The organism is Edaphobacter sp. FHG110511_03 (assembly GCF_059115365.1).
Map to the genome: position 1 here is coordinate 315,345 of NZ_JBZYWL010000001.1, position 15,055 is coordinate 330,399.

The following is a 15,055-nucleotide window of genomic DNA, read 5'->3' on the forward strand; positions in this document are numbered from 1 at the left end:
TGCGGTTCCTCACGTTTTAAGGACTAGTCCTTTATTTGTAGCAACATCGTACCAGTCTTAGGCGTTACCTTTAACGCCTATTTGATACCACAAAGACTAAAAAAATAAGGCGCAGCCAAGCCGCGCCTTTAGACTAACGAATTTAATTCCTGGCTACTGCAGCAGCATTCCAGTCTCTGGTTCTGACTTCGATTCATCGGGTGGGATGACTACGGCTGCGGCTACCTTGTCATCGGCTTCCAGGTTCAGGAGTTTGACTCCCTGGGTGGAGCGGCCTGCGGCTCGGATGCTGCCGGTGTCGATGCGGATGATCTTTCCGAACTGGGAGATGGCCATCAGCTCGCTGGTGTCGTCGACGAGCTGGACTGAGGAGACCTTGCCGGTCTTGGTGGTGGTCTTCATGTTGATGACGCCGGAGCCTCCGCGGGACTGGAGGCGGTACTCCTCGACGTTGGTGCGCTTGCCGAATCCGTTCTCGGTGACGGAGAGGATGAGGCAGGGGCTGAGGCCGAGCTTTTCGTCGAGGGCGTCGCGCTTCTCGTAGGCGTCGTCGCGCTTGCGGCGTGCGGCCTTGACCTTGTCGTCTTCCTTTTCGCCACCGTTGGCCTCGCGGGCCTTGAGGAGGGCGTCGTTGGCGGAGTCGATCTCGGAGCGGACCTTGGCGAGATCTTTGACGAGGTTCTTTTCCTGGGCGAGCTCGTCGCGGCGCTTGGCGCGGTACTCGGCGGAGGGAGTGACGGCGACGCCGATGACGTAGTCGCCCTTGCGGAGGGTGATTCCCTTGTTTCCGGCGGCGTTGCGGCCCATGGGGCGGAGGCCACCGGACTTGTCAGCGTCGTAGGCTTCGGAGAAGCGGACGGCCATGCCGTCGTGGGTTCCGAGGAAGACGACGTCGTCGCCACCGGTGACGCGGACTCCGATGAGCTCGTCGTCCTTATCGATGTTGATGGCGATGATGCCGCGAGCCATGACGTTCGAGAAGTCGGGCAGCGGGGTCTTTTTGACGGTGCCGTTGCGGGTGGCGAAGAGGATGAAGCGGCCGACTTCGGTGAGGTCGCGGATGCCGAGGATGGTGATGACCTTTTCGCCGGGCTGGAGGGCGAGGAGAGAGGCCATGGCCTTGCCCTTGCCTGCGGCTCCAACGTCGGGGATCTCGTAGATCTTGAGCCAGTAGACGCGGCCGCTGTTGGTGAAGCAGAGCAGGAAGGCGTGGGTGGAGTCGACGATGAGCTGGGCGACGAAGTCCTCTTCGCGGGTCTTCATGCCGAGGCGTCCGGTGCCACCGCGACGCTGCTGGCGGTAGGTGGAGATGGGCGTGCGCTTGAGGTAGCCGGTGTTGGAGATGGTGACGGCGACCTGCTCGTCGGCGATGAGGTCTTCGAGCTGGATCTCGGTGGTCTCGTCGACGATTTGCGTCTTGCGCTCGTCGCCGTACTTGTCGCGGACCTCTTCGAGCTCCTTGACGATGACGCGGCGGAGCTTTTTCTCGGAGGCGAGGATGGACTCGAACTCGTTGATGTTGTCGCGGACCTCGGAGAGCTCTTTGAGGAGCTCGTCGATGGAGAGCTGGGTGAGGCGGTAGAGCTGCAGCTCGAGGATGGCGTCGACCTGGCGATAGCTGAGGATCAGCGTGCCGGTCTGCGAGAACGTCATGTCGATCGAGTACTTGGAGGGGTCGAGTTTGACTCCGGCGAGCTCGGTGCCGCGCAGGTTGATGCGCTTGTTGGAGAAGTAGCTGAAGAGGTTTTCGCGGGCGTCGGCGCGGGAGGCGGACTGGCGAATGATCTTGATGACGTTGTCGAGATGGTCGAGCGCGATCTGGTAGCCGAGCAGGAGGTGCTCGCGGTCGCGGGCCTTGTTGAGGAGGAAGGCGGTGCGGCGGCGCACGACTTCGATGCGGTGCTCGAGGAAGGCGCGGATGGCGTGGTCGAGCGGGAGGACCTTCGGCTGGCCGTTGTGGACGGCGAGGAAGATCATGGAGAAGCTCTCCTGCATGGGGGTGTGCTTGAAGAGCTGGTTGAGGACGATCTGCTGCTCGGCGCCGCGCTTGAGCTCGATGACGATGCGCATGCCGTCGCGGTCGGACTCGTCGCGGACGTCGGAGATGTCGTCGATGATCTTTTCGTTGGCGAGCTCGGCGATGCGCTTGATCAGGTTCGACTTGTTGACCTGGTAGGGGATCTCGGTGACGATGATCGCCTGGCGGCCGCCGGAGATGTTCTCGGTGGCGACCTTGGAGCGCATGATGAAGCGTCCGCGGCCGGTGTTGTAGGTCTGGGCGATTCCGGCCCGTCCGTAGAGATAGCCGCCGGTGGGAAAGTCGGGACCTTTGACGTGCTCGAGGACGATCTGGATGTCGGGGCGGATGTCGCCTTTTTCTTTACTGAGAAGAGCGATGCAGGCGTTCACGACCTCAGTGAGGTTGTGCGGCGGGATGTTGGTCGCCATGCCGACGGCGATACCGCCTCCACCGTTCACGATGAGGTTGGGGATGCGGGCAGGGAGGACGGTGGGCTCGAGGGTGGACTCGTCGTAGTTGGGGGCGAAGTCTACGGTGTCGGAGTCGATGTCGGCGAGCATCTCACCGGCGATGCGGGTGAGGCGGGACTCGGTGTAACGCATGGCCGCGGGCGGGTCGCCGTCGATGGAGCCGAAGTTTCCCTGGCCGTCTACGAGGATGTAGCGGAGCGAGAAGGGCTGCGCGAGGCGGACCATGGTGTCGTAGATGGCAGAGTCGCCGTGGGGATGGTAGTTACCCATGACATGGCCGACGACCTTGGCGGACTTGGTGTACTTCTTGTTGTACTGGAGGCCCATCTCCTGCATGCCGTAGAGGATGCGGCGGTGGACGGGCTTGAGGCCGTCACGGACATCGGGCAGCGCACGTCCGATAATGACGGACATGGAGTAGTCGAGATACGACCGGCGCATCTCGTCTTCAATATTGATGGGGAGGAGCAGCGCCGCACCGGGGCCCTTGATGGTGCTGTCTGAGCCGTTTGGGTTGTCGGAGTTGGAGCCGAGCGGGAGCTGGGGATTCTGATCGTCTGCCATAGTTTCTACCCTCTATTATAGAGGGTTTTGTGGGCCTCCGCTCCCCCTCATCGCCAGGACGGAGGTACCGTCTTCGAGTCCTTAAGGGCGGGCCGTCGCGTAAGCCGGACGGCGCCGAGACCGGTGAGGAGGAAGGCGATCAAAAATCCTACTATCGCACAGATAACAATAGGGTAACCGACCATGCCCGGATTGAGAAAATGGTACGGATACCAGCCGACTCTGCGGCCTCGAACCATGGTGTAGACGAGGTAGGTGAAGGGACCGATGAGCCAGAGGTAAGCGTCCCGGCGAGCGAGGACGCGGAGCTGTCGACAGAAGGCGATCCAGAAGACGACATAGAGAAGAGGCATGATGTCGTGGAGCATGACATCGAGGATCTTCTGCAGGCCTTCGGGCTCCCATATGGAACGAAGAAGGAGGCTGTACCCGACGGCGACGACGGTGATGTAGGCGGCGACGGCGGCCTGAAAGGTTGCCGGCGGACCAGGTGGGGCGATGGCAACCCAGATGAAGACCGTTGTGACCAGAAGATTGATGAGGATAGTAAAGAAACTAAAGAAGTTGGCGATGATTTGCGAGGTGGGCCGAGCATCGCCAAAGCCGTTTGTAAGCGTGAGCCAGAGCTGGAGCGCGAGGAGTGCCCAACCAATGAACGCCAGCAGAGCTGCCGTCAGCCGAACAACGGGCGGTTGCGCCGCGGAGCGATCCATCCAGTCAAGTCCTTTGTACAGAATCAGATTCGAGTTCCCGGGAAGCTCTTTTTATCTTCGAATGCAGATTACTCCCGGCTGTTCTCCCGGAGCAAGATAAAGACTTTCGGGGTCTCAGCGAGCAACCTTTTCCTCGAATCGTAAAATGTATCTTTCACATAAGACGAGAGTTTTCGCGGATTTTCCGCATCCAACGGATCGTAGGACACGGGACCGAACACTCATGAAGAATCGATTTCTCGCCCTTTCCCTTGCTTTCTCACTTGGCGCGTTTCCCCTGAGCGCACAACGCTATAACAACGGCAATCACGGACAGTTCAACAACGGTGTCCGCAATGGCGGGCGCGGGGGGAATTACTATGACTCCCGCCACGATGACCACCATGACGACCACAGGAACGGCGGCGGAATCGGACCCGGCAAGGGTGCCCTGATCGGCGGTGCCGGAGGCGCGGCCCTGGGAGCCATCTTCGGCAAAAGCCTGAAGGGCACTCTGATCGGCGGAGCCGCGGGCGCAGGCGTCGGCGCAATTGCAGGTCAGATAAGCCAGAACAATCGCAACAACAACGATGATCGTTACCACCATCATCGCTAAGAGTCTCTGTGTTGGAGAAGAGGCTCCCGGCCCAATCTCCGATGAGAAAGAACAGGCAACAGCAAGAACAAACACCGAGATTCTTCCCCTTCGGTTTCGCTGGAAGAAGACCACGAATGAAAAAGAGGATGATTCCCTATGAACAACTTGCGATTGAGTTCCTTCATTGTCTCGGCGTCATTGGCCGCATGTCTCGGCTGTAACCCGACGCCTACACCGAAGCCCTCCCCCACCCCGACTCCGAAGAGCGACGCCGTCTCCCCGGCGACGGAGCCCCAGGCGGCAACGTCGATCACGCCTTCGCCTGGTGACAAAGCAGGACAGCCTTATAACACCGACGAGATTCTTACCTGCACAGTCTCGAAGTGCTGGCAGCTGGCAGGGAAAAACGAAGACAAGTATTTCGACATCATCCAACAACTGGCCGTTCTTTCGGCTGACCACCGACACCTTGTTCTGCCGGAGAGCGAAGAGGCTGGCCAGAAAGCCGGAGAATACATCAAGGCCCAGGCCAGGGAGGATCGTGGGCAGTTGCTGTACGCAGTCGTGGACGCAGCGGTACGGAAGGTTGCGACTGCTGCGCCTGCTGCGGCACCGAAGGAGTGAAGCGACGATGGGGGCTTGCAGGTCTTTGGCTGCAAGCCCCCATCTCAAGGCTGTTGAGTGAAGCTGGAGATTACCTGAAGACCTTTGTTACTGCGGCGTATCGATCGGATGCTCCGCCTTCTCGAAGAACTCTTTCTGGAGCTTCAGACTTGTATCGTCTGCCTTGATGGCGGCGAGAACCTTGCTCACGGAGTCGACCCACCAGTTGATCTGGTATTCGCCAAGCTCATGGGTAGCTGCCGAGCCGTCGCCTGCGTAGTGATCGGGAAAGCGCGCGTACCACCAGATGCCGGTGTAGACGCCCTCCGGCAGGCTCAGGTGATGCTGGTCGGCGCCGGATTCGTCTTTGGCGCGATCCGGGTGAACGAGGTCGGGGCGAACGATCATCAGCTTCGAGGTCTCGCTTTCGCCCGCGTGCTGATCGTTGGTCGTCTTTTTCGCAGGACCGCCCGTCGCCGGGGTGCGCTGGTCGAAGACATAGACCACGTAATCGTGGGGCTTCTCCAGCTGGGTCTGCGCGAAGTAGGGCAGCAGATGATTGTTGCCTCCGTGCCCATTGATGATCAGGATCTTTTTGCAGCCGTTGCGGCCCATCTCGTCGGTGGTTGCCTGCAGCAAAGCTAACTGCATCTCGCGGCTATAGGAGACCGTGCCGGGCTCCTGCCGCGCCTCTGCGATCTGCCCGAAGTAGTAGGCGGGAAAGACCACGGTGTATTGCTGCTGAGCGGCATGCTCTGCAACGTATCGCGCATTCAGAAGATCGGAGCCGATGGGAAGATGCGGCCCATGCTTCTCCAGAATCCCGATAGGGAGCAGGCAGGTTCCCTGAGATGCCTTGATGGCCTTTACGAAGTCGGGGCCCGTCAGCTCTTCCCAATGGACAGATAGCTTCGCCTGCGAAGATTCCGTCTGAGCTTCAGCGAATCCTCCCTGGATCAGGAGGGCGGAAAGAAGAAGGAGAGTCGCTGTACAGCAGCCCTTGAAACGCTTGCAGTCTATCCGATCGATCACCGGGTCATTATCCTCACTGCGCGAATTCTAGATCATTTATCTCCGGCATTGAAACGTGTCCCGCACATGATCCAGGGTCTTCCACAGTGCAGCCGGCCGCGGTTCCTTCGACATCGCAAAGTAAACCGCCGTATGGTCGGCGCTGCATGGCGCAGAGATGACTTCGGAGTAGAGCGAGATTGGATTACCGTGCCGGTCGATCAGCGTAACCTTGCCCGTAAAGTTCGTTGCGCTGACTCCTCCCAGAGACGAAGGGCCGGATTGGGTTGCGGCATAGCTTGCCGCGACTACGGAGAGGTCTGGCGTGAAGTGGTTGTTGCGGCCACGCTGGCCGGCCAGGCCGCGGAAGTACGTCACCATCTCTTGCTGTAGCTCCGCAGCGGTCATCGAGACCTTGCCATCCAGCCACCACAGGATCAGGTAGCTGTGGTATTCAGGCGAAGCAACATCGTCGAAGCCTGGCGCAAAAAATAAGTCCTCGAATCCGTGATGCGCGATGGAAGGAGACCACGGCAGCGGGAAGTTGTAGCGAAGGTCCATCTGCCATTTGCCGGGAATGCTGTAAGCGAAGGGATCGGTGGCTGGGTTCAGATGCGGCGGATAGGGCTTTCTGACCAGCGTCAGCTTCTTGAGGTTGCCATCGGCCTTCACGACGGAGAGCTGAACCGAAGTTCCAACCGGCCCCTCCAGTCTTAGCAGCAGGTCGGCCATCGTCGCGTTGAAGACAGAGTTGTCGTCCGTCGCAAGAATGACGTCGCCCGCCACGATTCCGGCGTCGGACGCGGAGGAGTGCGCCTGCACCCGGCGCACGATAAGCGCTCCCTGTTTTGTGGGTTGCTGTTCGCTGTAGAGCTGATTGACGGCGATACCAAGGGTTCCCGGCTCAGGCGAGGGCGCTTGCGCGATGGCTGCAAGAGATGCACCGAGGCACAAAGTGGCCCATAGCTTCCGTGCAGGACTTCTCCGCTGCATGGTTCCTCCCTAGGATTTCTCTCTCAGGAGAGGTTGCACTTCGATTCCCAAATGCGGCGCGAACAGAATCTGTGATTTAGGGAAGAGAAGATTCCGAAAAGGTGTCCGGGATCGCATTTGCCTGTCCGAACGCGGACAGGCGCGGGGAGTATCGAAGCTGGATACTCCCCGCTGTTTGCTCTTTTTGGGAAAGGCGACAAACTTACCTTCCCGAATTTCCGCTTACTTGTTCAGGTCCTATTTATTCAGATCATGGATGGTCTGCGCGACGGCATGCCCGACTTCGCCTGCCTTGTCCTTTACTTCGCCTGCCACCTTCTGGACAGTGCCTTCAGCGGCCAGATCGGGGTCTCCGGTGAATCGACCGACTCCCTCTTTCACCGCCCCAACGACTGAGCCAACCTTGCCTTCGGCCCTCTGCCGGGTCCCCCATCCGAAGGTCTTCCTTGCCGCGCCTTCTACGCTGTCGTAGCCGGTATCGTACTCCGGCTCCCAATCGTTCAAGACCAGTACCGCTATGCCTGCGCCAATCGCCGTTCCTGCCAGTAACCATGGAAGAGCTCTCATGTTCACCACCTCAGAATCGTAAGATGCGATTTGCACCTCACTCTTCGCCGAGGAAGTTCTGTCCATCGTCATTGAGGTCTAAGTTCTTTTCTTTGAGGGATAGGATGGGCGCCGAATTCCCCTCAATGCGTCTCCTGGATGTCCCGGCCCAACATGCGGGCGAGGTCTGCCGCTAGGTCCACTCCCTTGGGATCGGTATAGGTTCCCAGCTGGCCCTTCAGCTCCGCATCGGTCTTGCGGGAGGTGTCGGTACAGGGGGTGGCGGTGACGTAGGAAGCGGTGTAGCCGATGGTTCGCTTGCCCAGGGTCTGCTCCTGAATGACGACATGCAACGCTCGATCGGCATTCGGCTGCGAGTCGGCGAGCTCGACCCCGTCTATGGCGCCGACTGCCTGGCGGATCTCGGTCGCCCTTTGACCCGAGGCATCGTCCCCGGAGACGGTGATGAAAACCCGCACCTTACCGGGCTGCGCCGGTGCCTCCGGTCCGCAGGTCAGGACGTGCTTCCGGGGATCGCCGGTGACGTTATTCTTGGCTGCGCTCACCAGCGCATCCAGTTGAGCCTTCGACAGCCGGTTCAACCCCACCAAGGTGAAGCTTCCCTGCTGGACCCCGAGATACTGCTCGACCTCAGGCGTCCATGCGCTGGTCCCTGCCTTGGCGGCCGCTGCCGTTTTGGATGCCTTATGAGGCGTCGGCTTCGGAGCGGGGGGGGCCTGGCCTGCAAAGGCTGTACTCGCAAGGACGGACATGGAAAGGAATAGACCTATCTTCATCGACTTCGGCTCCAAAGCTTGAAGTGGAAACTGGCAGGAAGGCAGACTGGGCGCAATTGAATCACAACGGGACGCCGGTCAGCATCCGATCCGGCGGAAGACCTCCCCCGGGAGGGGAACCGGCATGCGGCCGCTTGGAACGGCTCTCTTACCACGCTCCAACGTTGGCGGATACTTGTCAAGTGTCTTGAATTGCAGGCACGGAGGATGGTTCGGCACGAAGGACAGCCGGCGGTTTAGAATTCGCTGCGGACGTTCCTGTCCATCCAGCTAGGCTCAAAGAGAGGACCGAGCTCTTTCGGCGTCCAAAGATTTATGGCGGCTTCCACGACATCGGCATATCCGATCCGCTCTCTCCGGGAGCAGGTGACTGCGCTTGAGGCGGCGATCACGCTCTGCCTCGCCACCCCGGAGGTAAAGCCTGTCCACAGACTGCGCACGACGACCCGGAGAATCGAAGCCCAGCTTGCCATGCTGACGACTTTGGCTCAATTGCCGGATCAAAGCAGACCGGAGCGCAAGGCACGGCGGATGCTGAAGAAGGTTCGCCGGGCCGCGGGCGTGGTCCGCGATATCGACGTTCAGCTCGGCCTGATCGATTCCATCGTTCCGGACGATCCGCCGCGCGCCATGAAGAGCAACGCCGGCAAACTCAAGAAGGAGCTGGAGGCAGAGCGTAACGGTCACTCCCAAGAGCTGGTGAAGATCCTTCGACGGCGGCAGTCCGAACTTGTGCTGGCGCTCGAGGATCTTCTCGATGCGCTGGAGCCGGTTGAGAGCCTCTCTCTTTCGGCGACGGAGCTTGTTTCACTGGCCCAGCGCTGGTTCGCCGAGAATACTCCGCCTGAACCGCAGCAGGGAGCCGACGATCCGGATTATCTCCACTCGATCCGCAAGGTGGCGAAGCTGACCCGCTACATCGCGGAGAACGCTCCGAAGAAGGCGAAGCGGCCCCGCCGTCTCGCCGAATCCTTCGAGAGATTGCAGCAGAGCGGAGGAGAGTGGCATGACTGGCTGGTGTTGTCTGAGATCGCCGGGGATAAGCTTGGCGGGTCGTCACCCGTGACGGGTGCTCTCGAGGATCGGAGCCGCGTGGCCCTGGCCGCCTATCGCCAACACCTGCACGAGATCTCCGGCTAGATCCTCAGGATTCTCCTGCCTCACTACTTGCGGCAGGTCTTGTTGTGGGAACGACGGTTGGGCTGGAGCGTTTGGCCCGAGCGCGCCGCCGCATGGAGACTATCTTGCGCTTCGCTTTTCGCAGGGCAGTTCGCGCCCAGGCATAGTCACGCGCCAGTATGAGCAATCCGGCGAGAGCGAGCGGAATTCCGGGAAGGATGGGGAGTACGCAGCCAGCAATGCCGACAAAAAGCAGGCTCCATCCGCCTATCTTCCGCGCCCAGCTGCTTCGACCTGGAGCCGCCGCATCCATTCCCATTAGACGCAAAGGGATGGAGGAGACACTTAAATATTCTGATAGCGGAACAGGTGTTTCTGTCCCCAGGGTGCGGAGCGGTTCTCAGGAAAGGGGTTCCGACAGTCGGAGGATGTCGATTCTTTTTGGCATTTGTGACGGTACAGGCGAAATACAGGGATTCCCATTCGACTTCGCTCAGGGCAGGCTCTCCACATTCGCTGCGCTCCGGTCGGAATGACGTGGTTTAGAGCTTCTCGGAATGGATTTAGTTCACAGGTACGTCAGCCGGCATGATCGCGCCTGCGCGTATCCATCGTTCGATGGTGGCGATATCCGCGTCCGACAGCTTGTTGCCTTTCGAGGGCATAGGCTTCGCGGCCCCCTCGTGGCGGATTCCGTTCACCAGAAGACTCTTCGCCGGATCTCCGGAGAGGATGACCGCTCCATCCTTCCCACCCTTCATCAGACCGGCGCGAGTCGACATGCTCAGCCCACCGCGGCGATTCATTCCTGCATGGCATCGGAAGCAGTTGGCCTGAAAGATCGGGCGCACCCTGGCGGTGTAAAACTGGGGCCGCGCCGCTTCATCATCTCCAGCGGCACGAACCGGACCCACCTTTACAGCCCCGATCAGAATCGCACTCGCCGCGATGCCTAGAATCCACGGCGCTCTGCGCATCCACTCTCCGTCAACATCCATCCCCCGTTAACTGAAGAGTATACGGAACCCTGCTGATTACTTCCATGTGGATCGAACTGCCGATAGCGTAGAAGATGCTCTGGCGATCCCGCGCCTCCAAGTTTTTCAGGATGCGTTTGAACGCCCCCATTTCGGCTCTCCTTGCTTTGGCATTGGTGTTTCCGGCACCCGCTGCGTTCGCTGCAGTGGCGCGGAAGACACATCCTGCTGCTGCCCATAAGTCCAAGATCTCCACTGCGAGCGCCAAGGCGCATTCCGGAAAGAGGTCTGTCTCCAGCGAGACCGCAGTATCTTCCAAAGCTCATTCGACCCCAGCGAAGCATGTACGAAGCACGGGCAGGAGAGCTGCAACGCGGAGTTTAGCTATCGCTGCCTCGCCAGGCACACACCGCAAGGCAACTTCTGCCGACTTTCTAAAGGCTGCCGAGAGCTCCCCGAACGCCTCCAGGCGCCGCAACGCACACGCGAAGGCTGAGGTGATCAAGACCGATTCCGTTGTCAGCGTGACCCGCGCCCAGACACCACGCAAATCAGAGGAAGAGAGCGTAGCGGAAGAGGCGGCAACGCCGATCATCCTGCCGGCACTCTACAACAAGCGTGGGCGCCTCGTCATTCCCCCGCCGCTCAAAGGATCCCACGAGATCCTGGTACGGCAGAACGTCGTCGCCGATCGCGACGGACTGGATCGCATTCAGGACGACAACGATCTGCTGCGCATGCGCGATCAGCATCTGCTCGTCGCGTTGCCGGTGAGCCGGGCGCTGGAGGTGGACGAGCACCTGCCTTCGAACCGCCGTTACTCCCGTCCATGGACGGCGCAGTTTCTGGAGACGCTGGCGCGGGCGCACTACGCCCGTTTCCACAGCTCAATCCAGGTGAACTCCGCAGTCCGCACGGTGGAGTTCCAGCAGAGGCTGTTGCGCACAAACGGAAACGCGGCGCCTGCCGAAGGTGAGACCGCATCGCCGCACCTTACCGGTCAGGCCGTCGATATCGCCAAGCATGGGCTTTCGCGAACCGAGATCGCGTGGCTGCGAGGTTATCTGCTTCCGCTGATTCAACAGGGCAGAATCGATGTCGAAGAGGAGTTCCAACAATCCTGCTTCCACATCAGCGTCTATAGGAAGTACGCTCCGTCCGGCAACACTCCGCGCCGGGAGATCGCGGGCCATCATCAGAGTGGAGCATCTGCTCTCGCAGCGGCCGTAGAGTAGAAAGTCTCCTCAGGAGCGGAAGCCCCTTGCGCTCAATGAACCTGTCTTCGTCACGGTTGGATCACGAAGACAGGTAACCGCGAAGCCAAACGCATGGTTCTCGAAGCCGTGTGAAGCGCTATCGCTCCATGATCGCCAGAGGCGCGGGCATTCAGAGATTGCTGTTTCCCAAAATTAGAGGGTCTCGCGCTGTCCGGTCTTCCAGCTGCGGAATGCGGCGTCGAGAGCAGCCATATTCCTTATGGCGTCCGCTCCTGTCGCAGCGAACGGTTTTCCGCCGTGCATGGCCTCTGCGAAGGCGTTGAGCATTCGGGTGTAGCTGTCGGCGTTGTTCACGGTCGCGGTTTCGACGACGTCGCCACCGCGCCGCAGCACGATCTCGATGGGGCGATCCACGGTGAGACCATTTTCGGCAATCAGGATACCTTCGCTTCCGGTGATCTCAATCAAAGTGCGATAGGGGGTGCGCGCGCTTACGGTGACGTTTACAAGAATGCCGCCGGTCATCTGCATCTGCAGGGCGGCGGTGGCTTCTACCTGGTCCTGCGGCTGTGATTTGGTGGCGAGGGTGCTTATGCTCTCCACCTCTTCGCCCAGCACATAGCGCAACGCATCGATGCAGTGCACGCCGACATCGCCGATGGGACCTCCGCAGGCAAGGGCCGGGTCCTTGATCCATTTACGGGGAGCGCGATCGGCGGGATAATCGAATTCCGCATGGGCGAACTGTAGAGTGCCGATCTTTCCAGCCTGAAGCTGCTCGCGAATCCATTCCAGGCTGCGGTTGTAGCGGAAGTTCTGCGCGACGCCGTAAAGGACGCCTGCAGCGTTTGCGGCTTGCTCCATCTCGCGCGCCTGGGTTGCGTTCATCGCCACCGGCTTTTCGCACAGCACCGCTTTGCCGTTGCGGAGCGCCAGAAGAGTATCGGCGTAATGCATCGCGTCGGGTGAGGTAATGAAGACCGCGTCCACATCGGGGGAGGCGCAGAGCTCTTCCGCAGAGGCAAAGCAATGGGCGATCTTGTGATCGGCGCAGTTCTGCTTCGCGGCAGCCTGATCGCGACGCCACATCCCAACAAGCTGAGTCTTTTCCGATTCTGCAAACGCCGGGAGCAAACGCCGAACCGCGTGCAGTCCAAAGCCGAGAATCGCAAAACGTACGGGGGAGGTCATGCGGTGTCTCCTGAAGATGGTTTGGGAGGTTCGAGCTTCGCTCGAATGCCCACCTTACGTACTTAGGGCCGAAGGTGGGGCACTCGATTTAAGCGGAGAGCCGATTTCAGTGAGTTTCGTTCTTGAAGATCTGCTCGGCGTAAAAGTTCTCTACCTTGGCCTGATCGCGAAGCATCTCCAGATAGGCGCTCTTGAGCAACTGGGAACGACCATCGTGAAGCTGCTGCCGGATGGACTGCTGTACGGGAGGATCGCTCAGCTGACGCTGGCCCGCGGGTTCCCGAGAGATCAGTTTGTAGATGGCGTACCCGGCGATCTTTCGCGTCTGTGCATCGAGCAGGGGCAAGATGTCAGTGACCTGGCCGGCCTTCAGCTTCGTGATCGCGCCAAAGATCATGGGGTCAGCCTTCATCTGCGACTCAGAGACGAATCCGATATCGCCGCCGCTCGAGGAGGTATCCGGACGTTCGGAGAAGTTCATCGCCAGCGCGGCGAAGTCCTCTCCGCTATCGAGGCGATTCTTCAGAGCCTGGATCTTTTTCTTCGCATCAGCCTCGTTCATCGCCTTGCTGTTCTGCAGGTTGCCGGGCTGATTGGACGGTACGCCCGTCACCTGGATCTGGGCGAGATGATATTGGGCCTCGACCAGGTTGTACTCCGACTTGTGAGCGTTGTAGTAGTTGGCTACATCCGCATCGGTCACGGTGATCTTCGAGTCGATCTCTTTGGAGAGAAGCTTATTGAAGGTCAGCGAGCGCCGGATGTCGTGCCGGACGTCGTCCAGCGTATGGTTGCTGGCCTTGAGTTTCTCGTTGAACTGATCCTCGGTGTAGGGGGCCTTCATCTCGGCCAGCTTCGCGTCCACCTCTTCATTGCTGGCGGTCAGGTTCATCTTGGCTGCGCGCTGCTCGACGATCTCCTCATCGATCAACTGACGCAGGACATTGAGCCGCAGGGAGTCGGCCTGTTCCCGCGTAGGCTTCTGCGGTTGCTGCTGGGCATCGCCAAGCTGCACCTGGTAGGCCTTCTCGAGCTCGGTCTTCATGATGGCCTTGCCGTTGACGGTCGCCATGACGTCGGCGTTATGGGTGTGGTTGCAGCCCGCAAGTGCGGCCACTACCACCAGCGCGGCGGAGCCCGATGCACGGGACCAGCGGCGCGCCGAGTTCTTATTCCCTGTTGCAGTCAACACATTCCTCACTCGCAAAATCTCCTCAAGAGTTCTTGGTTACTCGCTGGTTGTATGGGCAGAAGGCTGTCCGGGGGCGGGAGCGGGGGGCCCATTCAACGATGGCAGCGGAACAGGTGGCGGCGGTGTCTGCCCTGCGGCGACAAGCGCATTGTCGATCATCTTGTAGACATATTCAATCGGCAATGCCCCTTCAAGCCGTTCACCGTTGATGAACAGAGCCGGGGTCGCTTCCACGCCCAGGTCGGAGCCCATCTTCATGGACGCCCGGATCGGTGCGTCGTCCTGCTTCTCGATGCAGGAGTTCAGGGTCGTCTCGTTTACCTTCTGCTTCTTGCCCTCGTCGCGAGTGATAGTGTCGAGAGTTTCGTTCGCCTTGGCCAGCGTCTTCTCGGAGCCGCCCATGTCGGAGGCGTGGGCATGGATGTAGTCGACGGCGTTCCAGTAGCCTTCGGGGCTCTCTGCGGCGAGACAGTTGGCGTCGACCGCGGCGCGCATCGCCCAGGGATGCTGATCGAGCGGGAAGTCGCGATAGACGATCCGCACCTGATCCTTGTATCGCTGCATCAGCGCGGGGAAGAGCTGGGTGTGCATCTTGGAGCAGTAGGGGCACTCAAGATCGTCGAAGCCCACAATCACCACGGGAGCGTTTGCCGGGCCACCGCGCGCGGGCCTGCCGTCGGCGCTGACCATGGTCTTGGGGTCTTTGCTGATGTCGAACTTGTTGAACTGCGCCAACGTCTTGCCGTCGGTCGACAACAGAAAGGTCATCGGTTTGGAGTTCTTCCCTTCGGAGGAGAAGACCACTACGATCTCATCGAAGCCGGGAATGTCGCTCTTCGTTCGGGGGCCGAGAATCATGTCGTAGTTGGGGGGCAGATTTGCCCTGGACCGGATGAGGATTTCAACTCGTCGAGCAAGCTCCGGAGGAAGCTTCCCTCCCCCCGCCGCGGGATTCTGCGCGTGGCAGCCAGCCGCGGCCAACATCAGAACGAATAAGAAGGGGCGAAACAGACGGCCTGCGGTCAACACAATGTCTTTCATTATCTCACGCAGGCCGGGACACCC

The 15,055-nt window shown here is 60.1% G+C and carries 15 protein-coding genes; 4 read left to right on the forward strand and 11 right to left on the reverse strand.

From position 1 onward, the window contains the following. Positions 1 to 153 precede the first annotated feature (153 nt). A complete protein-coding gene (gene gyrA, locus AC5S26_RS01155; RefSeq protein ID WP_494183007.1) occupies positions 154 to 3,054 on the reverse strand; it encodes a DNA gyrase subunit A in 2,901 nt (966 codons plus the stop codon). A 47-nt stretch (positions 3,055 to 3,101) separates the two neighbouring features. Further along, positions 3,102 to 3,767 (reverse strand): Pr6Pr family membrane protein, encoded by a 666-nt coding sequence (locus tag AC5S26_RS01160; protein WP_494183008.1) that lies wholly within the window; start codon positions 3,765 to 3,767, stop codon positions 3,102 to 3,104. Between the two features lie 223 nt (positions 3,768 to 3,990). On the opposite strand from AC5S26_RS01160, the gene AC5S26_RS01165 reads away from it, so the two are divergent. Beyond that, complete coding sequence (locus AC5S26_RS01165) at positions 3,991 to 4,362, forward strand: hypothetical protein (protein ID WP_494183009.1); 372 nt, start codon at positions 3,991 to 3,993, stop codon at positions 4,360 to 4,362. A gap of 138 nt (positions 4,363 to 4,500) precedes the next feature. Next, positions 4,501 to 4,968 carry a hypothetical protein gene (locus AC5S26_RS01170; RefSeq protein ID WP_494183010.1) on the forward strand — a complete coding sequence of 156 codons (468 nt, stop codon included), beginning with the start codon at positions 4,501 to 4,503 and terminating at the stop codon, positions 4,966 to 4,968. Positions 4,969 to 5,055: 87 nt separating this feature from the next. Here the strand turns inward: AC5S26_RS01170 and AC5S26_RS01175 are convergent, their stop codons facing one another. The 4 genes from AC5S26_RS01175 to AC5S26_RS01190 form a co-directional block, all read right to left on the reverse strand. Beyond that, the gene (locus tag AC5S26_RS01175; protein ID WP_494183011.1) at positions 5,056 to 5,979 is read right to left on the reverse strand and encodes a creatininase family protein; all 924 of its coding nucleotides are present in this window, start codon (positions 5,977 to 5,979) and stop codon (positions 5,056 to 5,058) included. A 36-nt stretch (positions 5,980 to 6,015) separates the two neighbouring features. Next, complete coding sequence (locus AC5S26_RS01180) at positions 6,016 to 6,951, reverse strand: PDZ domain-containing protein (RefSeq protein ID WP_494183012.1); 936 nt, start codon at positions 6,949 to 6,951, stop codon at positions 6,016 to 6,018. 237 nt (positions 6,952 to 7,188) lie between these two features. Next, positions 7,189 to 7,518 carry a CsbD family protein gene (locus AC5S26_RS01185; RefSeq protein ID WP_494183013.1) on the reverse strand — a complete coding sequence of 110 codons (330 nt, stop codon included), beginning with the start codon at positions 7,516 to 7,518 and terminating at the stop codon, positions 7,189 to 7,191. Between the two features lie 122 nt (positions 7,519 to 7,640). Next, complete coding sequence (locus AC5S26_RS01190; RefSeq protein ID WP_494183014.1) at positions 7,641 to 8,294, reverse strand: hypothetical protein; 654 nt, start codon at positions 8,292 to 8,294, stop codon at positions 7,641 to 7,643. A 315-nt stretch (positions 8,295 to 8,609) separates the two neighbouring features. Here AC5S26_RS01190 and AC5S26_RS01195 point away from each other — a divergent pair, with 315 nt between their 5' ends. Beyond that, complete coding sequence (locus tag AC5S26_RS01195; protein WP_494183015.1) at positions 8,610 to 9,434, forward strand: CHAD domain-containing protein; 825 nt, start codon at positions 8,610 to 8,612, stop codon at positions 9,432 to 9,434. A gap of 4 nt (positions 9,435 to 9,438) precedes the next feature. Here the strand turns inward: AC5S26_RS01195 and AC5S26_RS01200 are convergent, their stop codons facing one another. After that, positions 9,439 to 9,732 (reverse strand): PGPGW domain-containing protein, encoded by a 294-nt coding sequence (locus AC5S26_RS01200; RefSeq protein ID WP_494183016.1) that lies wholly within the window; start codon positions 9,730 to 9,732, stop codon positions 9,439 to 9,441. Positions 9,733 to 9,976: 244 nt separating this feature from the next. Next, on the reverse strand, positions 9,977 to 10,390 hold the full coding sequence (locus AC5S26_RS01205) for a c-type cytochrome domain-containing protein (protein ID WP_494183017.1): 414 nt from the start codon (positions 10,388 to 10,390) through the stop codon (positions 9,977 to 9,979). Positions 10,391 to 10,527: 137 nt separating this feature from the next. On the opposite strand from AC5S26_RS01205, the gene AC5S26_RS01210 reads away from it, so the two are divergent. Beyond that, a complete protein-coding gene (locus AC5S26_RS01210; protein ID WP_494183018.1) occupies positions 10,528 to 11,625 on the forward strand; it encodes a DUF5715 family protein in 1,098 nt (365 codons plus the stop codon). A gap of 174 nt (positions 11,626 to 11,799) precedes the next feature. Here AC5S26_RS01210 and AC5S26_RS01215 read toward each other — a convergent pair whose 3' ends face one another. The 3 genes from AC5S26_RS01215 to AC5S26_RS01225 form a co-directional block, all read right to left on the reverse strand. After that, the gene (locus tag AC5S26_RS01215; RefSeq protein ID WP_494183019.1) at positions 11,800 to 12,798 is read right to left on the reverse strand and encodes a Gfo/Idh/MocA family protein; all 999 of its coding nucleotides are present in this window, start codon (positions 12,796 to 12,798) and stop codon (positions 11,800 to 11,802) included. 106 nt (positions 12,799 to 12,904) lie between these two features. Beyond that, complete coding sequence (locus tag AC5S26_RS01220; protein ID WP_494183020.1) at positions 12,905 to 13,999, reverse strand: SurA N-terminal domain-containing protein; 1,095 nt, start codon at positions 13,997 to 13,999, stop codon at positions 12,905 to 12,907. A gap of 27 nt (positions 14,000 to 14,026) precedes the next feature. Next, the gene (locus AC5S26_RS01225) at positions 14,027 to 15,031 is read right to left on the reverse strand and encodes a DsbA family protein (RefSeq protein WP_494183021.1); all 1,005 of its coding nucleotides are present in this window, start codon (positions 15,029 to 15,031) and stop codon (positions 14,027 to 14,029) included. Positions 15,032 to 15,055: the final 24 nt, after the last annotated feature.